Here is a 21082-nt window from a genome sequence, read left to right on the forward strand (position 1 = left end):
AAATCCGCGCTCACATCTGGTACAAAGTCAGCCGCTCTGAGCGGGTGTCGTATAATGGCATTACTCCAGCTTCCCAAGCTGATAACGAGGGTTCGATTCCCTTCACCCGCTCCAATCAGATTTCAGTCTCACGTCGTTTTTTGACGGGGGATGCAGGTAAAAAAAACCGGCATTGATGGCCGGTTTTTTTGTGCCTGGGGTTTGGTGGAATCGGGCTATGAGGCATCTCCCCTTTGTCGTCCGTTGTTCGCTGATCGATGAGTAAGTGCTCTCGGGGCGTTAGCGACTATCCTGAAATCCGTTAGCGTTTTTTTCGAAAAATACGGATTTATTATCGAATTTCATCAAGCGTTAATATTTTCATATCTACGGAAATTAGCGTTTTCGCATATGATCGACGTTCTGTTAGCGTTTTTCTTGCCCCAGTAAAGGATTTCGTCAATGCAAGTCGGTTTCAAGACCCTCGCAAACCGTTACGACATCGCACTGGCACAGCCTCTACGAGTCGACTCGATGATCGGCACTGTACGTGTCAGTCGCGAAAGTGACGGCAATGTGGAGAACCGGTATCCGGTAAGCTATCGGCCCGCAGACGATTTCGCAGGACATTTCGAATTCGGCCTCAAGTACGAAGAGATCCATCTCGAGTTCTTCGCCCGCCTGTTTGCGACCATAGGTCCGCAGCCTGTCGAAGACTGGTGTCGACGGGAGCCATTCGGTCAGTATGCCCGTCGCACGGGATTCCTCTACGAATGGCTGACAGGGCAACGTCTGGATGTGCCAGACGTAACCAATGGCGGCTATGTTGATGTACTTTCGCCAAAAGATTACCTGACTCGTCGCGAGTCACTGCGAACTCGGCGTTGGCGAGTCAATAACAACCTGCCGGGGACGGCTGAGTTCTGCCCCTTGGTTCGTCGTACGGTGCCAGTGCAGGAGGCCCTGCAATTCGATCTACGCGAGGCATTGGATGAATTGGATCAGGCCTTTGGCCCCGACATCCTGATGCGTACCGCCAGTTGGCTGACGTTCAAGGAATCGCGCGCGAGCTTTCTCATCGAAAAGGAAGCCGACCAGGCCGATCGTATCCAGCGGTTTGCCCATGTCATCGCCCAGTACTGCGGACATATCAAAGACCCGTTGAGCAACGACAGCCTGCGCTCCCTGCAAGCCGGCATTCTGGGGCGTGATGCCATTGGACTGGGCCTGCGGCGCTCTCCGGTGTTTGTGGGACAAGCCACGATGCGCGAGGACATCGTGCATTACATTGCCCCACATTTCGCGGATCTCGCTCAGCTATTGGCAGGACTCAACGAGTTTGAAGTTGCAACGCGTGGCGCGGAATCATTGGCACGTGCCGCTGTGTTGGCCTTTGGCTTCGTGTACATCCATCCCATGCGCGATGGCAATGGCCGGATTCATCGTTTCCTGATCAACGACACCCTGATTCGGGATAAGGCAGTGCCCGACGGCGTGATACTGCCGGTGTCAGCCACAATCACGAGCTCGATCGACTTCAGGGCCGGCTACGACCGTACGCTCGAAGTGTTCTCGCGACCGTTCATGCGACGTTACGCAGCGGCCTATCGGTTCGGCGAACTCGTGACCTACGAGGACGGGACTCGCAGCAACTTCATCTTCGATGAATACGAGGACGCGTGTTTCGCCTGGCGCTATCCCGATCTGACCGAACACGTCCTGTACACCGCACGTGTCGTCGAGCACACGATTCGAAAGGAAATGGCGGATGAAGCCAGAGTACTGGTGATCTTTCAGCGAGCTCAGGAACAGCTGAAAGAGGTACTGGAAATGCCAGACCTGGATGCGAACCGCATCATCCGCTCCATCAAGGAGAACGGCTGGGTGGTGTCCGGCAAGCTAAAGAAAGGGTACCCGCAGCTTGAAGATGAGCGCATGGCGGAACGCGTTGTGGAGGCTGTGCGTTCTGCGTTTGAGGATCGAGAGATGGGTGCAGGCGAAGAAGGTTTTTTCGGCGAATCTGGGTAAGGCGCTGGGTTGATTAGAAAAAACGGCCTTGATAGCCGTTTTTTTGTACCCGGGGGAACAGTACCTTGGGTAGCGCCAACTGTCCATTTAACGAATGGTTAGCGGGATCCTAAACGCAGCATGAGAGCCTTACGCAGATTGCGACCAATGACCACCGCCTGACGAGTAATAACCATCACTAATGAGCAGGCCACGGCATAGGGCAATGATTGCCAGAAGCCCATTGTTTGAACCAGATCAACGGTGGCTTGGAAAACCTCATGCGATTTTTCCACGACCTTATGCAGTACATAGGGCAAAACCAGGAACGCGACGATGCGTTTGGCCAAGGATGTTTGGGTGTAGCTGTACAGCTTCTCAAGCTTGATTCTCAGTGCACTCAAGACAAATTTCCTCTTCGATGGGGAACGCCAATATGTTCCGCTTAGGAATGCTCTCCTAGTCCGGAACTTCGTGCATCCCAAAAAGGGTGTCAGAATTTCCCACACATTTGCCATTGCTGCGTCCGCTGCTTGCACAAAGCTCAAGCCGTCGCCCCTCACTCGCCCTGCGACCTGAGAGAAGGATTCAAACGATGAAACCCTCTGTGGTTTAGCGGCCCTCCAGACCTTGCCACCTCCGGCCCCGCATACTAGCGAATGCTATACTTCCTACGGATTGCATGAAGTGTGCAACGTTCCCCACGGGCGCAGATACCGACTGCAAATCTCAGTTTACGGCTGCGGGACAGAGGAGGCCTACGGCCAACACGAGATGGGAGGTGTGGCATGAACCGACACTATTACATCAGTGACAATCTCGACGATCTCGAAGCCCTTGAAACCGAACTGGAAGCCAACGGCATCAATACCGAACAAATTCATGTGCTCAGTGAACAAGTGGCTGATGTTGAAGAACATCACCTCCACGAGGTCAACTCGTTGATGAAACAGGATGTTGTTCACTCTGGCGAGATTGGTGCAGCGGTTGGAGTGCCACTCGCAGCGCTGATCCTTGGCGGTGCCTATTGGCTGGGCTGGACCGAAACCGCCGCAGGCTGGGTACCTTTTATCTTCCTTGCCATTGTTATATTTGGCTTCTGCATCTGGGAAGGCGGCTTTTTTGGTATTCAGGTACCTAACGCGCACTTCCGCAACTTTAAACAGATGGTGGAAGACGGCAAACATATCTTCTTCGTGGATGTTGATCCGAATCAGGAGCCGGTATTGGATCGGGTCATTGAACATCATCCAAAACTGAAGATCGCCGGCACGGGTACGGCATCCCCTCACTGGACAGTCGCCTGGCTGCACAAATGGCATCAGTTCAAGCGAACGATATAACGCCATTTATTGCTATTGCGGGTTAGCGCCGGAGGCTCAAGGCCATCCGTAAGCTGCTTATTGACCGAAGAAAATGACCCTGCTGAGGAAAACATAATCCGCCTCGGTGGCCATCAGCCCGACGAGCACCAGCAAACACAACGGTGGCACCAGTATGGCGTAGACCATGGCCAACCGTTCCCAGGCCATGTGCATGAAGATGGAGACAATCAAACCTGCCTTCAACAACATGAAAGTGATAATCAGGGCCCACCGAAGGTAGCCATGGAAGTGAAAATAGTCGACCAGATACGACATTGTGCTGAGGACGAATAACAGCCCCCAGATTTTGAGGTACAAACTAATCGGATGTTGTTGACCCTGAGCATGCGCCATCACCCGTGCTCCTCTACCATAAATAGAAGAAAGCAAAAATAAACACCCACACCAAATCCACGAAGTGCCAGTAAAGCCCGGCTATCTCAACGTTCTGATAGTTTCCGGAGCGCTCATAATCTCCTCGCATGACTTTCATCGCCACAATGCTGAGATAGATGGCGCCGATGGACACATGCAGCCCGTGGAAACCGGTAATCATGAAGAAGCTGGCCCCGAATTGCGCCGCCCCCATGGGATTCCCCCAGGGACGCACGCCTTCGGCGATGAGCTTGCTCCATTCAAATGCCTGCATGCTGACGAAGGTCACGCCCAAGGCCGCGGTCGCCAGCATCAGGGCCGTGGTTTTCGCACGATCACGGCGATAGGCGAAGTTAACGGCCATGGCCATGGTGCCGCTGCTGCTGATCAGTACAAAGGTCATGATGGCAATCAGAATAAGCGGGATTTCTCTACCGCCGATCGTCAATGCAAACACTTCACTGGGGTTCGGCCAAGGGGCGGTGATGGTCATGCGGACCGACATGTAGCCGGTTAAAAAGCAGGTGAATATAAACGTATCGCTGAGCAGGAATATCCACATCATCGCCTTGCCCCAGGGGACCTGCCTGAAAGCCTCCCTATCCGAGGCCCAGTCACTGGCGATGCCCTGCCATCCGGGTGCAGGCGGCAAGCCTGGTGGGTTGGATGAACTTGACTCGCTTGGGGCTTCTTGTGGGTGCGATGCCATGGCTTTTCACCTCAGGCCGCAGAATCTGGCGATGGCTTCATAGGTTTGCGGCGTGCTGGTCAGCAGCGCGAAGAGCACGAACCAAAGACCCAATAAGTAGTGCCAATAGGTGGTACAGAGCTCTACGCTGACGCGCAGTTGCGGCAACGGCACGTGACGCAGGAATTTAGCGACGGTTATGCCCCAGGCAATCAGCCCGCCCAGCAGGTGAAGGCCATGCACACCGGTCAACAGGTAGAAGAAACTGTTGGCCGGATTACTGGCGACAAAGTAGCCCCAGGCGACAAACTGCTGCCAGACCCAGACTTGTCCCGTCAGAAAGGCAATTGCAAATACCCCCCCCACGACAAAACCCATGACCGTTGCGTCCAGTCGAGCCTGTCGGGCGGCCATGCGCGACCACTGCAGTGCGATGCAACTCAGTACCAGAAAAGCCGAATTCACCCACAACGGCCATGGGTTGGCTAACGGCGCCAAGGGGTCTGTCAGGGGTAGCCAGTCGGCCATTTGTGAGCGGGCAATGAAGGCGAGCAGGAAGAGAAAGAATAACGAGCTCACCACAGCCAGAAACAAGCGCAGGCCTACCCTTGCGGTTCGGCTTCTATCGGCGTCGGCCTGAATACCTTCAGGATCGCGATTCCAACTGCCGCCGGGGTCAGCGTCGTCGGCATTTCTCAATAGCAGTCTGTTCATGTTTTAACGTCCGCTATCTTGGTTCCGGCACTGAGTTGCCGCATTTGCTCCAGCTCCTCGACAGAGACCGTTTGCGGCACGAAATCCTGCTCTATCCCCGGCACGCTGTAGTCATAGGCCCAGCGATGCACCACCGGCAGTTTCGCTCCCCAGTTACCATGTACCGGTGGGGTGTTCGGCGTTTGCCATTCCAGACTGGCCGCGCCCCAGGGATTACTGCCTGCGGGCTTACCTTTAAATACACTCCAGGCCAGGTTGAACACGAACAGCAACTGGGAAACGCCGACGATCAATGCGACCACCGTAATGAAGGCATTCAACTCTTGCGCCGACTGCGGGATGAACGCGTAGTTTTCATAGGCGTAGTAACGGCGCGGCATACCCTGGAAACCCAAGTAGTGCATGGGGAAGAAAATGGCGTAGGTACCCAGAAAGGTAATCCAGAAATGCAGCTTGCCCAGGGTGTCGTTAAACATGCGCCCGGTGACTTTCGGAAACCAATGATAGATGCCGCCGAATACCACCAGTACCGGTGCGACTCCCATGACCATATGGAAATGGGCGACGACGAAATAGGTGTCCGAGAGCGGAATGTCCACAATCACATTGCCGAGAAACAACCCGGTCAGACCACCCACCAGGAAGGTGACGATAAAGGCCAGGGCAAACAGCATCGGCACGGTCAGATGAATGTCGCCCCGCCACAGGGTCAGCACCCAGTTATAGACTTTCAGTGCGGTCGGCACCGCGATGATCAAGGTGGTGACGGCGAAGAAAAAGCCAAAGTACGGGTTCATTCCGCTGACATACATATGGTGCGCCCAGACCACAAAGCTGAGCACGCCAATCGCAATAATCGCCCACACCATCATTCGGTAGCCGAAGATATTTTTACGCGCATGGGTGCTGATCAAGTCGGAGACCAGGCCAAACGCAGGGAGAGCAACGATGTAGACCTCCGGGTGGCCGAAGAACCAGAACAGGTGCTGGAACAAGATCGGGCTACCGCCCTGATGATTGAGCTGCTGCCCCAGCGAGATCATCGCCGGCATAAAGAAGCTGGTGCCCAACAGCTTGTCGAACAGCATCATGACCGCACTGACAAACAGCGCCGGGAAGGCCAGCAAGGCCATGATCGAGGCCATGAAGATTCCCCATACGGAGAGCGGCATGCGAAACAAGGTCATGCCGTGCGTGCGCGCCTGCAACACCGTGGTGACGTAGTTCAAACCGCCCATGGTGGCGGCGACAATAAAAATCGCCAGTGAGATGAGCATCAGGACAATGCCCCACTCGACCCCCGGTGTCCCCTGAGAAATGGACTGTGGCGGATAGAGCGTCCAGCCCGACCCGGTGGGACCGCCCGGCACAAAGAAACCGGCGAGCAATACCAGTACCGCCACCAGGTAGAACCAGTAGCTCAGCATATTGACGTAGGGGAAGACCATGTCGCGGGCGCCCACCATCAGCGGGATCAGATAGTTACCGAAGCCGCCCAGAAACAGGGCCGTCAGCAAATAAATGACCATGATCATGCCGTGCATGGTCATCGCCTGATAGTAAGTATTGGCGTCCATGAACGCCAAACTGCCGGGGAAGCCTATCTGTAAGCGCATCAAGTCGGACAACACCACAGCGATAAGCCCCACGAACAGAGCCGTCAACGAATATTGAATGGCTATGACCTTGTGGTCCTGACTCCAGACATATTTGGTCAGGAAGCTTTTAGGCTCGTGCAGTGCTTCTGTTTCGGCTTGCTCCGCATAGGCCATCACGTCATCCTCCTGTCGAAGTTTCGGTGTACTGCTGGCTGCTTACGGCTATTTCCCTGGCTGCGCCTTGCTCGTATCAGCGTCGGCATTCGCTTTGGATTTGATAAAAGCGATCAGTGCATTCAACTCCTTATCGCTGGGAGCAAAGACCGGCATGACGGGTGCATAACCCTTGACGATTTTGGCAGCGGGATTAAGAACCGAATCTTTTATATAGCCCTCATCGACCTTGATGCTCGTACCGTCGGCAAGGGTTTCGGTCTTGCCGTACAGACCCTGCCAGCTGGGACCGATGCCCTTGCTGCCATCGACACTGTGGCAGGCCAGGCAGCCGAGCGATTCGGCCAACTGCTGTCCCTGCGCCGCCAGGTCCTCACCTGGGCCCGGCGCTTGGCCGGCAGCAGATTCGTCGCCTTGTCGCGCAGCACCCAGTGATTTGATCAGGGCGACGAGCGCACCCAGTTCATCGTCATTGAGAGTATAGGTCACCATGACCGGCGGGTAGCCTTGTACCAGGCGAGCCTTCGGATCGAGGATCGACTCTTTCAGGTAAGCCTCATCGACCTGCACACTGCTGCCATCGGCAAGCTGTTCAGTGCGGCCATACAAGCCCTTCCATCCCGGGCCGAGACTGGCACTGCCATCCTGGCTATGGCAGGCCCCGCAACCGTATTTTTCGACCAACTGGCGGCCCTTTTCCAGCACGCTGTCCTGACTGGGCCTGGCAGCTGTCGCTAATGTCTGCGCAAACGTCGGCTGGCTGGCCAACCATTGATCGAAGACGTCCTGTTCTTCCACGATCATATGGCCGCGCATGTTGTAATGACCTACGCCACAATATTCAGCGCAAAGAACTTCATACTTACCGGTTTTAGTCGGCGTAAACCAAAAATACGACACCATCCCTGGCACCATGTCCATCTTGCTGCGCATTTGCGGCACATAGAAATCGTGCAATACATCTTTGGATCGCAGTAAAACTTTCACCGGCTTATCGAGCGGAAGACGAACTTCATTGCTTTTTATCAGTACATCGTCCTGCCCGGCAGGATCATTGGGATCAAGGCCGAGGGGGTTGGTGGAATCAACAAACTTGATATCCGACTTACCCAACTTCCCGTCTTGGCCAGGGAAACGAAAGGCCCACTGCCACTGCTGGGCGATCACTTCAAGTTCATAGGCATTTTTCGGTACCCGGATAAAATCATCGTAAACAACCAGGCCTGGCGCCAGCATGGCGGCAATACCTACGGAGGTAACGATAATTAACCATAGTTCCAGTTTTTTACTTTCTGGTTGGTAGTGCGCCCTGGATCCCTCCTTGTGACGATAACGCATCACCGCCACCGCCATAAAAACCGTAATGGCGATGAAGAATATCCCGCTAATGATCAGGGTGATAAACAGGGTGGTATCTATTGATCCCCAGTTGGAAGCTGCCGGTGTTGCATGCCAAGGCGCGAGTATATGGAAGAGTACTGATGCAATAACGATTAGTATCAAGATAATTGCTATTGCCATGTTCTCTTCATCCTGTTCCTGTTGCTCATTGGTTATGCCAAAGCATCGCCACTGACGTCCAAGCAGGGCAGACAACTGCCACCCATCCCGGTGGCAAAGTCAGTAAGAAGTATAGAGCCATCGGGCTGTACCGTGAGGTGGGCAAGCGAGGCCCGGTTGCCAGCTATACTCAATTTCAGATTACGGACGGCAGAGATCGGCCAGAAGCGGCTCAAAAGACCAACCCTGCCCATGCGTAGTAGTCAGAAAAGTGATGGCCTTGAGGGGAGACAAGAGCCACAGAGTCCAGCAGTCCACGACGGAGGTTTCGTCATGAGTACCCTGACGATCGAAGGCTGGTGCAAGCCCAGACCCGACCAGAAGTCCATTCCGATCGGTGAGATCCATTTTTACGTCGACGGCCCCCTCCATCTGCGCCTGGAGGATGCTGAAGAACGCCTGCAGAAGACCCATGAGCGAGAAGCAATGGTCGATGTCGACATGAGCTCAATGGAGTTGATCTTGCCTGAGGGATACGCTCCCTTGTCCGACTGCCAAATGCGCGTCTATTTGCATGACGAGCGCGGTCAGTTCCATTTGGTCGGGCATCGAGCGAGCGATGGCAGCTTGATCTATAGCAATGCGGTTTTGATTGATCAGTTGCTTTAGCAGCGCCCCGAAGTATCCGCCTGGAAATAAAAATGCCAGTCAGCCTGACTGGCATTCCTCTTGAAGGGGAGCGCGTGTTGCTCGCAAGGATGCCTTGAAGATCGGCTAGAGCGTGTAAGAAATACCGACCTGGACGGTTCTCGGCTCACCAGGGTAGGCATAGACATTGCCAAAGGCGCCTTCTTCATAGTCACGGTCGAACAGGTTCTTCACATCGAGATTGAGCCTGACCTTGTCATTGACCTTGTAGAAACCGAGCAGATCGACAACGGTGTAACTGCCCATAGAAAACGCCGTGTTAGCAGTCTGGCCCGCACGCTCATCGACGTACTTACCACCCACGCCCAAGCCTAGCCCTTTGAACGTGCCATCCTGGAATTCATAGACGTTGAGCAGGCTGAAGCTGTTCCGCGGAATGTTCATCAGCCGGGTTCCCGACTGGATCACATTGTCCTTGGTGACCTCGGCATCGACATAGGCATAGCCGCCAATCACTCGCCATTCCGGAGTCAGATTGCCGGCCACGTTCAGATCAAAGCCACGGCTGCGCACCTCGCCGGCCGCTACGCTGAATGTAGAGTCCACAGGATCGGTGGTGAGGACGTTGCGTTTTTCAATCTGGTAGATCGCCGCATCAACACTCAACTGGCGATCCAGGGCTTCCCATTTGATACCCATCTCATAAGACTTGCCCTTTTCCGGGTCAAAACCTCCGCCCTGACGGCTGGCCCCCGTATTGGGCTTGAAGGAGCGCGCTGCATCGGCATACACCGCTACAGTATCGGTAAGATCGTAAATCACCCCAAGACGCGGCGTCACCGCATTGTCGCTCGCCGCCCAGCTCCTGCCACCCGGCACAAAAGTTTCGTAGTCGTGCTCAAAGCGCTCGAAGCGGGCGCCCGCCAAGACTTTTAAACGCTCGGTCAACGCCACCTGATCCTGAACGAAGGCTGCGTATGTCTTGAGGTTTTCCTTGTCGTTGGTCGGGGTACGGGTCAAGGCTGGACGCGGCTGGCCGTACACCGGATTGAAGAGGTCGATCGAATAGGCGCCGACCGCTCCGCTGGAGCGCTGGATGATGGACTTGTAGTCGTAATCCTCGTACTCGACACCGGTCAACAGCGTGTGCTCGAAGCCGCCGGTGGAGAAATGCCCGGTGAGGTTCAGTTGAGTGTCTTTATCCGTCCACTCCAACTTGCGGTAACTGAAGTTACGACCCAGCGTGCGCCCATCAGCGGCAACACCATTGGCTTCAATTGCGTTGCCCTGCAAGGTGCCATCGAGCCATTGAAAACCGCCACCCAATGTCCAGTTATCGCTTAGCAAGTGCTCGAACCGCAGCTGCGCCATGTTGTTGTCGTTGTGTAATTTGCCCGCGTCTTTTTCACCGAAGAAGGTGTCACGGGACGCTGTGCCAATTTGATTCGGATAGCGCGTCAGACCGCGGTCCAGAGGGTGATTGTTGCGCATGAAGTCGCCCTCGAAAATCACCTTGGTGTCGTCGCTGGCCTGCCAGGAAAGAACCGGCGTCACTCCATAACGTTCGGTTTCGACATGATCACGGAAGGTTTCCCCGCCCTCGCCCACCACATTCAGGCGATACGCCAGGCGACCTTCTTCATCGAGCGGGCCTGAGGCATCCAGCGTACCGCGCTGCATACCCTGGTCGTCGAGCTGACTCCCCAGAGTGACGGAGCGCTCAGCCAGCGGCTGTTTGGAGACCACATTAAACGTGCCACCCGGGTCGCCTCGACCGTAGAGCATGGTCGCTGGGCCGCGCAGCACCTCCAGTCGCTCGATGGTGTTTGCGTCAGGCATGTTCGGATAACCACGGTTGATCGGAAAACCGTTGCGATAAAACTCTCCGGTGGTGAATCCACGCACCGTGAAGGTGGTCAGCCCCTGACCACCGAAGTTGTTGGCCCGTCCCACTCCGCCGGCATAATCGAGTGCGTCCTGAAGGCGAGTTGCGCCGATGTCCTCTACAACATCCTTGGACACCACGCTAATGGACTGTGGCGTTTCGTGAATCGCAGTGTCGGTTCGTGTCGCACTGGCCGAGCGCGTTGCGTGATACCCCTTCACCGGCCCTTGTGCCGTTTCATAGTCCGTCGTACCGATGATGTCAGTCGCTTGCAACTCCAGACTGGTGTTTTCCGTAGCGGCTTGCTCTGCCCATATAGACGGAGAAAACGCCTGGAGCACACAGATAGAAAACAGAGTACGACGCATTGATGATGAACCTTGGTGGAGAGGCCAAATGGGACGGCATACGTGCCAATAATTTTCGGCGCATGATATACCGTATCGTTAGCCTTTGATACGTATTCGCATTTGAATGCTTTTACGAAACCCACCAATGGGACAATCGACCAAGCGTGTCCCTTTGTTCGTCAGCGCGTCGCCACCATGAACAACCGCGGAAACGGCAGCAGCACCGAACCATCGCTCAGCGCCGGATAGGCCTGCTCGATTGCCGTCTGATACTGCTTGAGATAGTGCGCCCGCTCCGCATCATCCAGTGGTTCGAGAAAAGGCCGCAAACCGGAGCCCTTGAACCACTCGACCACGCCCGATGCGCCGTCCGCGAGCGGATGATAGTAAGTGGTGCGCCATACATCGACCCGGCGGCAGTGAGCACGCAGCATTGAGTAGTAGCCGCTTGCACCCTCCATTTCCGTTCGCTGGCCAGCAGCCTTTGCCAGCTTGTCGGCCCAAGGGCCGTTCGCTGCGACCTCGCGCATCAACCGGTGCGACGGTTCGTTGAGGTTATCGGGCATCTGGATCGCCAGGCTGCCGCCGGGCGTGAGCCTGTTTACCAGCGATGGCAGCAGCCTGGCGTGATCCGGCACCCACTGCAGCACCGCATTGGCGAAAATCACATCGAACGGGCCGGTCTCGTTCCAGGTATCAATGTCAGCGGTGTCAAAACGTACCTGAGGCAGGCGCTTGCGGGCGGCCTCGATCATATCGGTCGAACTGTCCAACCCACGCACCGCGGCATCGGGAAAACGCTGCACCAGCAACTCGGTCGAATTACCGGGGCCGCAACCGATGTCGATGGCCGAACGGACATCCACCGCAGGGATGGCGGCCAGCAAGTCACGCGCCGGGCGCGTGCGCTCATCTTCGAAAGCTACGTATTGTTTGGCGGACCAACTCATATCGCTCTCCTGTCGGGTGCATTGTTGTCGCCAGGGGCAGACAACCGGTTGGCTACGATACATCGTCCGCGTCAGTTAACCCACGCCCCCACCCGCCAATGCCAGCCATCGTTACGTTGCTCCCAGTGCGGATGCACATAACGATACCCCGGTCGCTCCGGGACCCAATGGCCATGAACCGCGACATAACGCCCGCCTTCCCAACGCCAGTACCCCCTGGACCAGAGGTAACCCGGTCGCCCCGCGGGCTCTACCTCGATAACGCGTTCCGGTGGCGGCTGCGGTGCGATGACCTCAACATATTCACGCTCCACCGGACGCCGGTCATGAACAACCCGTTCCTGCACACAACCCGCTGCGCTAACCACCACTGCCAGCAACACCATGTAACGTAACAACATGCCGCCTCCTCTGGCTTGAAAGCCAAGTTGAGTGAACCAGCAAAAAAACGCCCCCCTTTTTCACCATGCTCCTGCCTGGTTCACTGCTTTTTTAACAGGTCTTATCTGTCTATTGCCTGAACCCGGATCACTTGATGACGGAAAAACACAGGGGATCTGGATGAGCCTTTTTTATCGCCAAATCGTTGGAAGCCATAACCAAAATGACCGTTCGTCGACCGACCGGCAAAGCAGTTTTGACAGTATAAAAATGGCATCTATAGTCCTATCGCGGCCTGTTGGAAGGAACCCGACTCGTCATTTCAAGGCAAGGAGCAAGGCTAGCTCGTCCCCGAGATCGAGTGGGTTCCCCAGTAGTGTGTTCGCAACGGCCACAAGGCAAACAAGCGTTGTCGTGCCTGGTAAGTAGCCAGACAATCACTATGTTAAAAGGAGCTTCACTATGTCTCGAGTCACGGATGTACTTGTTTCCATCGACACTGAAACCATTCTGAAAAACTACCCGAACATCAGCAAAAACCCTGCTTCGCCGACGCTGATCGACTGGAAGCACGTCTACATGGTCACCAATCAGGACAACGTGGTCAGCGGCCAGGCCGGTGGCGAGCTGGACCTCAAGGCCCAGGTTGGCGATCTGATTCGCTGGCGTGAAACCAGCCTGTCCCAGAGCTTCGAAACCGCCGTAATTTTCTACAAGTTCATCGGCAACGCAGGCAACGAGCTGATCTCCCCACCCTCGCCGCGCCGCGCTACCGCGTGCGTTGCAGTCCCCAACACCAGCAATCCGTCAGTGCCTAGCTGCCAGAAAGTCGACAACCATTACTGGTCCTCGGAAACCCTGGCGTGTGGTCGTGTGACCTACCACTTCAACTTCCTGATCGTCGACCGCAACTGCCAGATCATCGGCTGCTGCTCGTGGGACCCATTCATTTCCATCCATAACTGATGATGGAATCGACCCCTCGGCAACGAGGGGTCACCCCAGTTCGTTGCCGCCTCGGCTGGAACAGGATGTCTTGCTTGAAACCGAAGCGGCTACCGTTTTGCGTCAACATCATGAAAGGAATCCATGATGACTTCCGAACCGATTACCCCCCCTTCGGCGAGTACCCTGACCGCCAATAGCGTGCTGCTGGTCGTCGATGCCGAATCGCTGCTTTCGCGCTATCCGCAACCCAGCCTTGACCCGCAAAAGCCGACCGTGATTGAAGATGGTTTCATCTTCGGCATCAGCGCTACATCAGCCACAGAAAACATTAAAAATGACAGCAAAATTACACTGACCACCAACAACGGAAAAGTCTTTCATATTCGCGGCAGGACCGTCAGTTTGCTGGCCGAACACAGCGTGGTATTCCACAACATCACGGTGGACGATACCGGGATCCTTTCTCCGCCCAAGCTGATCGTCCATGGCGACCAGACCGTCCCCGCGCCCGACCCCGCCAACCCGAACCAGCCGGGCAGCCACAAGGCCGATGATCATTATTGGGAGTGCTCGCAACTGAGCACGGGCGTGGCAACCTGCGAACTGAGCTTCATGCTGATCAACCAGCGCTGCGAAGCGCTTGGGTATTTCAGCTGGAAGACCGAGGTGACGCTGTCGGCGTGAATAGAGATTATCGAGTAGGAGGCGGCTTAACAGCCGTCGTCCTCTCACACCACCGTAGGTACGGAGACGAGCAAGTCCAGGCACTTACAGTGGCAAGGTATTGCAGTGCTTGATCTCCTTGAGCGAAAAACCGGTGTACATTTCCTTAATATTGCCGAGCGTACGTACGCGATGCATGGCGAGTTCATGGAATGCCTCCATGTCTTTGACGACTACCTGCAGGAGGTAGTCGTATTTCCCCGACACTTTGTGACAGGCAATAATGTTGGGCAGCGCCAGGACGCCCGCTTCGAAATGTTCCATGGCTTGCTCGGAGTGACTATCGAGGGTGACGCTGATGAAAGCAAAAAGTCCCAGCCCTATGGTCTTCGGGTTCAAGTGCGCGTGATACCCGACAATCACCTCCTCTTCCAGGCGCTTCAGGCGCTTCCAGCAGGCTGGCGCTGACAGGCAAACACGAGCGGCGATCTCGGCGTTCGTCAGGCGACCATTCATTTGCAGAATTTCCAGAATTGAACGATCAACCTTATCCATTTCCGCCATGTGTTCTCTCCGTTTAACAATGAGTACGCGGTAGGGCGATTGGCCCCATCCCGCAGGTCCTTGATCAAGCATCCATTTCCAGAAACTACAAATATTAGAAAGAAAATTACATAAAGAGCACGTTTTGGATAATTAACGACTGAAAAAAAATCAAATACAGAGCCGTTTCGAAAGCTAATTTTCGAGGCGCTGAAATACAATTTCTTGTCGTTTCCGACACCCAAGCCACTGGCTCTGACAATAAAAATAAGTAACAACGGAGGCAATATTGAGCATTTTCAGAACAAAAGACCTGGACGCAATGATTGCTGCTACCCGAGCTCCTGCCGGGTTGAAAAAAGTGCTGGGACCGATGGATCTGGTCCTGATTGGTATCGGTGCAATCGTGGGGACTGGCATCTTTGTATTGACCGGAACCGGCGCATTGACTGCGGGACCAGCCCTCACGGTTTCATTCCTGTTAGCGGCGTTGGCCTGTGCATTTGCAGCGCTCTGTTATGCCGAGTTCGCCTCATCTGTACCGGTAGCAGGCTCTATTTACACCTACAGCTACGCGACGCTGGGAGAGTTGGTGGCCTGGATGATCGGCTGGGATCTGATGCTCGAATACGGACTGGCCAGCTCGGCTGTGTCTGTTGGGTGGTCGGGTTACTTCCAGTCCCTGCTGAGCGGATTCGGGCTGAGTCTTCCGGTTGTACTTACGGCGGCTCCAGGCTCTTTGCCTGGCGTGGAAACCTGGTTCAACCTACCCGCGCTGGTGATTATGCTGGCGATTACCTGGATGCTTTCTATAGGCATCAAGGAATCCGCGCGCGTAAACAACGTGATGGTGATCATCAAAATCGCCGTGGTGCTGCTCTTCATCGCCGTTGGTGCGCGACATGTTCAGCCGGCTAACTGGCAACCTTTCTCTCCCTTCGGCGTCAATGGCATTTTGAGTGCTTCTGCCTTGGTTTTTTTTGCTTTTATTGGTTTCGATGCGGTTTCCTCTGCCGCCGAAGAAGTGAAAAAACCGGCGCGTGACCTCCCCATCGGTATTATCGGTTCCTTGGCCGTTTGTGCGGTGTTGTACGTTGCCGTTTCAATGATCATGACCGGCATCGTGCCCTATGCCCAATTCCTTGGCGTTGATCATCCGGTCTCATTGGCGTTGCAACATGCCGGTGAAAGCTGGGTTGCCGGGTTCGTTGATTTAGGCGCAATCGTTGGCATGACGACTGTCATTCTGGTGATGGCTTACGGTCAAACCAGGATCATCTACGCGATGTCGCGCGACGGACTGCTTCCCCAGCGCCTTTCCAGGGTTCATACACGATTCGGCACCCCATTTTTCGCCACCTGGATGGTCGGAATAGTCTTCGGGCTGATCTCGGCACTGATTCCGCTGAACGTCCTCGCCGAGTTGATCAACATCGGTACGTTGGCCGCATTCAGTCTGATCTCGGTGGCAGTGATCGTCTTGCGCAAGACCCGACCCGATCTCCCTCGCGCATTCAGATGCCCGGGCGTGCCCATTGTTCCATTGCTCGCCATCGCGTTCTGCGTAACCTTGATGACCTTCCTCAAACAGACGACCTGGCTGGCATTTGGGGCGTGGTTGGCAATTGGCCTGGTGATCTACTTCGCCTATGCGAGACGCCGCTCGTTATTGCATTAATCCAGCATTTCGTCAGGTCTCTTTGGAGTGTCAATCAACCTCCAATAGTTTTCAGGTGCGAAACTGCACTCCAGTTGCGCACCTGATTGCATTCGCCAGTCAACCCTCACCTCATTTGTCCTGTTTTTAGACCCAGGAGAGCAGTGGCGCGCATTTGCAGTGGCACGCGAACTCTATTTATTCAGTTACCCCATTTAGCTCATGACCTAGGCCCGCCACGGTGGAAGAGCCCCTTCGAAAAGTGAAAAGGCTCGATGCAGGAAACCGTTGAAGCGAGCGGCATCACGCCGCAGCCCTGCCTGCTGACCACCAATCAGGCACAGATGGGCCACCTGAGCAATCACTTCTGCTTGGCCTGGCATATGGACCAAGCGGCGGCACGTGCGTATCGCGAAGTCCAGTCGTCTTGTATCAACACGCTGCTGAAACTCGCCTACCAACGGATCATGCAGCGACCAGGCTCGGATGGAAATTTCCCGCCCAGGTTGTTTCTCAGCGGCAATACTCAAGTAGCGTTTCAAGGTTTCGCCCGCGCTACGACCCTGCGCCGCATAAGCGAGCATGCGCTCCGTGTAGTCTTCTTCCCAAGCGGCCAGCAAGGTGCGGACAAAGTCTTCGCGATTGCGGAAATGGTGATAGAACGATCCGCGGGTCACATTCAATCGGCGCGATAGACTCTCGGCCGAAACGCCGATATGCCCTATTTGGTCGAGGGCCTCAAAACCAGCCGCGATCCAATGGTTACGAGTTAGTTTTCTCACCCGTTATTTCGCTCCATGTTTAGCGCCATACAGACTGTGTATGGTGCACAACCGATTGATACGCTGCGAACACCAGCAAAGATGGCCGTTGCGTTTTGCACGCCAGCACTTTTCATGGAGCTCGCCTTGAAGAAAATCGTTCTGGTTGCTTTCGACCAATTCACTGATATCGACCTATTCCTGATGTGGGACATCTTAGGCCGCAACACCGAGGACTGGCACGTCCGAATATTGGGTTCCAGCTCTATCGTGAGATCGGCGCACGGCCTGCCTGTTTCGGTGCACGGTCCGCTTTCCGAGGCCAATAGCGCCGACGCGGTATTGTTCGTCAGCGGCAAGGAAGGGATACCCGCTGCACTTGCCGCCCCAGATTTCCTGCCGTCGTTTGAACTTGACTCCAGACGCCAGCGAATCGGCTCAATATGCGCCGGAGCTTTCATTCTCGAACGGCTTGGGCTGCTCAGCGGCCAAGCAACTACACACCCGGATGCACGATCGAACTTGCAAGCTCTGGGACTTGAGTCCATGGACCAGCCTCTTGTCTGCCAGGGGAACGTTGCAACCGCTGGCGGATGCCTTTCGGCGCTCTATCTGGTGGGATGGTTGGTTGAATCCTGGTTCGATGTCGACAAGCGCCGTGCGACGTTGCTCCCTGTTCTGCCAGCCGGGCAGCAAGAGCTCTATGATGCCTTGATCGGGCTCAGTATCCGACAAGGAGAAGTTGGCGCCTCAACAACATCATCGCAACAAGAAACGCGACATGGCATGTCGTCTAATTGGTAGTTAGAACTCAGGAGAGATCCCCGATGCCCCGAGAATTTGAGCTCATTATGTCCGTGCCAGTCCCCTCGACGTCCGGCATCACCCACCTTTACAAGTCGATGAACCTGGCGGACGCTTTTGCGATTCGGCTCCCAGCGGGCACATCTGGCAATCCAGATTTGCTAGCTCGATTCATCCTTTCCCACCAGCCATCCTGGATCGGATGGCTCATGAAAGTCCGAGACACTATCGCTGCCTGTTTTGGTCTCAAGACCGCCAAACATTTGGCATCACTTGCTAATCGGATTGGAATCTTCAAGGTCTACAGCACGAACCAGACTGAAATCGTGTTGGGAGAGGACGACAAACACCTCGACTTCCGGATATCGATCCTATGTTCTGGAGGGGCAGAGCCAGAAGGCCGTCGCCAACTCGTTTTTTCAACCGTGGTCCAGTGCCACAACCGTCTAGGCCGGGCCTACATCTTCGTTATTGCCCCATTTCACCGCTTGGTTGTTAAGGCCAGCCTCCTCCGTGCTGCGCGCATCGGTTGGCCTCTGGCTACCTGCCCCTAAGGCTGAGAGCGCTGTGTGCCCCCCTGAGGTCTAACCCTTCCATCGAAGGCTGTTCTGGCAAGCCTGGCCAAGTCTCTCATGTCAAACGTCAGGCCTCTAAGATGCATTCAATATCTCTACGGCGCACCACAAAGAACCGGCCTCAAAGGCCGGTTCTTTTTATGGTACGCATCCAACAGTGCTAGTCGTAATAGCCAACAGTCTTCTTCAAGTGGTCCGAATAATCGTAAATCTCATCAACCGATCCAATTGGAGATTTGAATCAATGCTGAGCCATGCCCCCGCGAGTGACCAACGTCAATCGCGGGGCATGCAGCTAACGACTGGCTTGCAGCGCCCTGGCCATTTGCAGATGGTTTTGCAGCTTGGGCAGGGTTTCTTCGGCGAACGCTTTGATTTGCGGCACGTCCGTGGTCTGCGCTTGTTGTTGAAGTTGCTCGATGGCTTCTTGGGTGGTTTTTACCTGACTGTCGACGTACGCCTGATCGAAAGAGGTATCGTCCTTAATCTCCGGTATCAAGGCTTTGGCCTTGTCGACCACCTCTTCGCGTGGTGCGACCGGTAAATCGAGTAGCCTGGCAATTTTCGCCAGATGCTGGTTGGCGGTGGTGCGATCGTTGATCACCACGATGGTGTAATCCTTGACCTCCTTGGATGCGGTTTTCTGGTGCGCCAGGCGGCTGGCTTCGATGTCGGCCATGCCTTGGGCCGACGCCTCATTGACGAATTCGGCGGGAGACTGGGCAAAGGCATTGGTGGCGCACAGGCCCAATAACGTGGCAAAACCGGCATTGCGTAAACGGGTGGCCATCCAGCTCATGGTCGCGCCCTCCTTCTTGAAATTCAAACGGGAGCTTGCGCCCCCGTCTATTAAACAAAACCACCTTCACCTGTTACCGAGACTTCTGACCGCCTTTGCGGCCCATGCTTCCTTTCGAAGGGTCTTTATCAACGGTCGTCGTGGTGGTTTTCCCACCTTTGCGACCCGCTTCAGACGCCTTGGTTCGATCGTTGGCGAAGCCTCCCGGGTTCGGATTTTTTGAAGTAGGCATGGTTCTCATCCTCTTGGTGATGATCACAGCGAGCAATCGCCCGCATAGGATATGAATTTCCATGCCCAAAAAGGTTTAGAAAACCTGGCAACGCCGCGACGAACGGTGACGGATTTTCAGACCCCGAGACGTGAATGGTGCTGGCGCTTGGCGGCGTACATTGCCTCATCGGCATGCCTGAACAACTGCTTTTCTTCGGTGCCATGCTCGGGGTATCGCGCGACGCCGATGCTCGGCTGGATCGTCAGGTTGTGCCCGTCCAGACGCAGGGGCTGAACCAGCACCTGGCGGATTTTCCCCGCCACATTCTCGGCATCTTCGGCGGCGTGGATGTTGTGCAACAACACGACAAATTCATCACCGCCAATGCGCGCCACCGTGTCAGTTTCGCGCACGCAGCCCTTGAGTCGATTGGCGACCGCTTGCAGCAGCATGTCGCCGACCGCATGACCGAAGGTGTCATTGACTTGCTTGAAGCGGTCGAGGTCGACATAGAGCAACGCCATTCGACCGGAGTCTGCCCGGGCCAGCGCCAGCGAAGCTTTGAGGCGTTCGCGCAACAATTCGCGATTGGGCAGCTGAGTCAGTTGATCGTACTGGGCCATGCGCTGGAGCCGGGCGTGCAATTGCTTGCGTTCGATCGCGGTCGCGACCTGGGCGCAAACATACTGCAGCAACTCCTTGTCTTGTTCGGTGTAGCGCTCGCCACCCGGCACGCTTTTGACGATCAGCGCGCCAATGGTGCCGTTCTGCGAACTCAATGGCACGCCCAGCCAGCAGGGTGAATCCTGGCCCTCGACCAACGCTGCAAACCCCTCCGGCAGATTGTCCTGATCCGGGGTCAGCAGAATCGGCAAGCCACTGCGAATCACTTCTGCGCACAAACGCCCGGTAACAGTCCCGGGATCCTCGGGTTGCAGCTCATGGTCGTCGACGTGATAGGGGAAATTCAGCTGCGCACAGTGCTCGTCATACAGTGCCACGGAGAAATTCAACGCCGGCAGCCATTCGCCGATGATCGAATGGATGCGTTTGAACAGCGCCAGCAAATCTTCCGCCGCGTGGGCCGCTTCGGAGATCGCATACAGCGCCGCTTGTCGGGACTCGGCCTGTTTGCGCTCGGTGATGTCGCGCGCCACGGCGATACGCAACTGATCGACCTCCGACCAGCGTGCCGACCAGAGAATGTGCGCCACCCGGCCGTCCTTGCGCAGGTAACGATTTTCAAAGTTGAGCTTGGGTTCGCCCCCCATGATCTCTCGCGCGGCATCGAGGGTACGCTGTCGGTCGGCAGGGTGAACCAGGTCGATCATCGACTGGCCGATCAGCTCGTCGGGGGTGTAACCGAAAATGCGCTCGCAGGCCGCGCTGACAAATACGAAGCGACCTTGTTTGTCCACCGCACAGACGGCGTCCAGCAAGAGATCGATGTAACTCGCCAGTGGCGCGGAATTTCTGGTTTCCATGATGCCGAGAGCATGTCCGGA

At 55.5% G+C, this 21082-nt stretch carries 22 protein-coding genes and 1 tRNA gene; 9 read left to right on the top strand and 14 right to left on the bottom strand.

Annotated elements, in window-relative coordinates; all coding sequences use genetic code 11:
* Positions 1-40 precede the first annotated feature (40 nt).
* Positions 41-114 (top strand) — tRNA-Gly (locus ACEN9A_RS22835).
* Positions 115-441: 327 nt separating this feature from the next.
* Entirely contained in the window at positions 442-2007 is a 1566-nt protein-coding gene (locus ACEN9A_RS22840) for a Fic family protein (protein WP_258670846.1), read from the top strand.
* 98 nt (positions 2008-2105) lie between these two features.
* On the opposite strand, the gene ACEN9A_RS22845 is transcribed toward ACEN9A_RS22840, so the two are convergent.
* Positions 2106-2390, bottom strand: a complete 285-nt coding sequence (locus ACEN9A_RS22845; RefSeq protein WP_258670848.1) for a hypothetical protein — start codon at positions 2388-2390, stop codon at positions 2106-2108.
* A 384-nt stretch (positions 2391-2774) separates the two neighbouring features.
* Between ACEN9A_RS22845 and ACEN9A_RS22850 the strand changes: the two genes are divergently transcribed.
* Entirely contained in the window at positions 2775-3329 is a 555-nt protein-coding gene (locus ACEN9A_RS22850; RefSeq protein ID WP_019647959.1) for a hypothetical protein, read from the top strand.
* Between the two features lie 57 nt (positions 3330-3386).
* On the opposite strand, the gene ACEN9A_RS22855 is transcribed toward ACEN9A_RS22850, so the two are convergent.
* From ACEN9A_RS22855 to ACEN9A_RS22875, 5 genes are read right to left on the bottom strand one after another with little or no spacing between them, the layout of a single operon-like run.
* Positions 3387-3704 (bottom strand): cytochrome C oxidase subunit IV family protein, encoded by a 318-nt coding sequence (locus tag ACEN9A_RS22855; protein ID WP_007935708.1) that lies wholly within the window; start codon positions 3702-3704, stop codon positions 3387-3389.
* A gap of 13 nt (positions 3705-3717) precedes the next feature.
* The gene (locus ACEN9A_RS22860) at positions 3718-4434 is read right to left on the bottom strand and encodes a heme-copper oxidase subunit III family protein (RefSeq protein WP_007935710.1); all 717 of its coding nucleotides are present in this window, start codon (positions 4432-4434) and stop codon (positions 3718-3720) included.
* 6 nt (positions 4435-4440) lie between these two features.
* Positions 4441-5127: a cytochrome c oxidase subunit 3 gene (locus ACEN9A_RS22865; protein WP_258670854.1), complete on the bottom strand. Its 687-nt coding sequence runs from the start codon at positions 5125-5127 to the stop codon at positions 4441-4443.
* Entirely contained in the window at positions 5124-6899 is a 1776-nt protein-coding gene (gene ctaD, locus ACEN9A_RS22870) for a cytochrome c oxidase subunit I (protein WP_258674209.1), read from the bottom strand. The genes ACEN9A_RS22865 and ctaD overlap by 4 nt, the downstream gene beginning before the upstream one ends.
* Before the next feature lie 48 nt (positions 6900-6947).
* On the bottom strand, positions 6948-8420 hold the full coding sequence (locus ACEN9A_RS22875; protein WP_258674210.1) for a cytochrome c oxidase subunit II: 1473 nt from the start codon (positions 8418-8420) through the stop codon (positions 6948-6950).
* Positions 8421-8732: 312 nt separating this feature from the next.
* On the opposite strand from ACEN9A_RS22875, the gene ACEN9A_RS22880 reads away from it, so the two are divergent.
* The gene (locus tag ACEN9A_RS22880; RefSeq protein ID WP_019647955.1) at positions 8733-9068 is read left to right on the top strand and encodes a hypothetical protein; all 336 of its coding nucleotides are present in this window, start codon (positions 8733-8735) and stop codon (positions 9066-9068) included.
* 105 nt (positions 9069-9173) lie between these two features.
* Here ACEN9A_RS22880 and ACEN9A_RS22885 read toward each other — a convergent pair whose 3' ends face one another.
* The 3 genes from ACEN9A_RS22885 to ACEN9A_RS22895 form a co-directional block, all read right to left on the bottom strand.
* Positions 9174-11300 carry a TonB-dependent siderophore receptor gene (locus ACEN9A_RS22885; RefSeq protein WP_258670859.1) on the bottom strand — a complete coding sequence of 709 codons (2127 nt, stop codon included), beginning with the start codon at positions 11298-11300 and terminating at the stop codon, positions 9174-9176.
* Positions 11301-11461: 161 nt separating this feature from the next.
* Positions 11462-12232 (bottom strand): trans-aconitate 2-methyltransferase, encoded by a 771-nt coding sequence (gene tam, locus ACEN9A_RS22890; RefSeq protein WP_258670862.1) that lies wholly within the window; start codon positions 12230-12232, stop codon positions 11462-11464.
* 71 nt (positions 12233-12303) lie between these two features.
* Positions 12304-12633: a YXWGXW repeat-containing protein gene (locus ACEN9A_RS22895; RefSeq protein WP_081628180.1), complete on the bottom strand. Its 330-nt coding sequence runs from the start codon at positions 12631-12633 to the stop codon at positions 12304-12306.
* 442 nt (positions 12634-13075) lie between these two features.
* Here ACEN9A_RS22895 and ACEN9A_RS22900 point away from each other — a divergent pair, with 442 nt between their 5' ends.
* Together ACEN9A_RS22900 and ACEN9A_RS22905 are read left to right on the top strand one after the other, a co-directional pair.
* On the top strand, positions 13076-13579 hold the full coding sequence (locus tag ACEN9A_RS22900; protein WP_008074518.1) for an inclusion body family protein: 504 nt from the start codon (positions 13076-13078) through the stop codon (positions 13577-13579).
* A gap of 126 nt (positions 13580-13705) precedes the next feature.
* On the top strand, positions 13706-14245 hold the full coding sequence (locus ACEN9A_RS22905; protein ID WP_019647951.1) for an AidA/PixA family protein: 540 nt from the start codon (positions 13706-13708) through the stop codon (positions 14243-14245).
* Positions 14246-14329: 84 nt separating this feature from the next.
* Here the strand turns inward: ACEN9A_RS22905 and ACEN9A_RS22910 are convergent, their stop codons facing one another.
* On the bottom strand, positions 14330-14788 hold the full coding sequence (locus ACEN9A_RS22910) for an Lrp/AsnC family transcriptional regulator (RefSeq protein ID WP_019647950.1): 459 nt from the start codon (positions 14786-14788) through the stop codon (positions 14330-14332).
* 268 nt (positions 14789-15056) lie between these two features.
* Here ACEN9A_RS22910 and bcaP point away from each other — a divergent pair, with 268 nt between their 5' ends.
* Positions 15057-16445, top strand: coding sequence for a branched-chain amino acid transporter BcaP (gene bcaP / locus ACEN9A_RS22915; RefSeq protein ID WP_026345686.1), 1389 nt, complete (start codon positions 15057-15059; stop codon positions 16443-16445).
* Between the two features lie 206 nt (positions 16446-16651).
* Here the strand turns inward: bcaP and ACEN9A_RS22920 are convergent, their stop codons facing one another.
* Positions 16652-17206 carry a TetR/AcrR family transcriptional regulator gene (locus tag ACEN9A_RS22920; RefSeq protein WP_082920900.1) on the bottom strand — a complete coding sequence of 185 codons (555 nt, stop codon included), beginning with the start codon at positions 17204-17206 and terminating at the stop codon, positions 16652-16654.
* Between the two features lie 126 nt (positions 17207-17332).
* Here ACEN9A_RS22920 and ACEN9A_RS22925 point away from each other — a divergent pair, with 126 nt between their 5' ends.
* Positions 17333-17989: a DJ-1/PfpI family protein gene (locus tag ACEN9A_RS22925; protein WP_026345685.1), complete on the top strand. Its 657-nt coding sequence runs from the start codon at positions 17333-17335 to the stop codon at positions 17987-17989.
* A gap of 23 nt (positions 17990-18012) precedes the next feature.
* The gene (locus ACEN9A_RS22930; protein WP_019647946.1) at positions 18013-18543 is read left to right on the top strand and encodes a DUF2867 domain-containing protein; all 531 of its coding nucleotides are present in this window, start codon (positions 18013-18015) and stop codon (positions 18541-18543) included.
* A 316-nt stretch (positions 18544-18859) separates the two neighbouring features.
* Here the strand turns inward: ACEN9A_RS22930 and ACEN9A_RS22935 are convergent, their stop codons facing one another.
* The 3 genes from ACEN9A_RS22935 to ACEN9A_RS22945 form a co-directional block, all read right to left on the bottom strand.
* On the bottom strand, positions 18860-19363 hold the full coding sequence (locus ACEN9A_RS22935; RefSeq protein ID WP_258670867.1) for a DUF4142 domain-containing protein: 504 nt from the start codon (positions 19361-19363) through the stop codon (positions 18860-18862).
* 73 nt (positions 19364-19436) lie between these two features.
* On the bottom strand, positions 19437-19595 hold the full coding sequence (locus ACEN9A_RS22940) for a KGG domain-containing protein (RefSeq protein ID WP_081499461.1): 159 nt from the start codon (positions 19593-19595) through the stop codon (positions 19437-19439).
* A 116-nt stretch (positions 19596-19711) separates the two neighbouring features.
* A complete protein-coding gene (locus ACEN9A_RS22945; RefSeq protein ID WP_026345684.1) occupies positions 19712-21061 on the bottom strand; it encodes a sensor domain-containing protein in 1350 nt (449 codons plus the stop codon).
* Positions 21062-21082: the final 21 nt, after the last annotated feature.

The organism is Pseudomonas sp. Pseusp18, assembly GCF_059506005.1.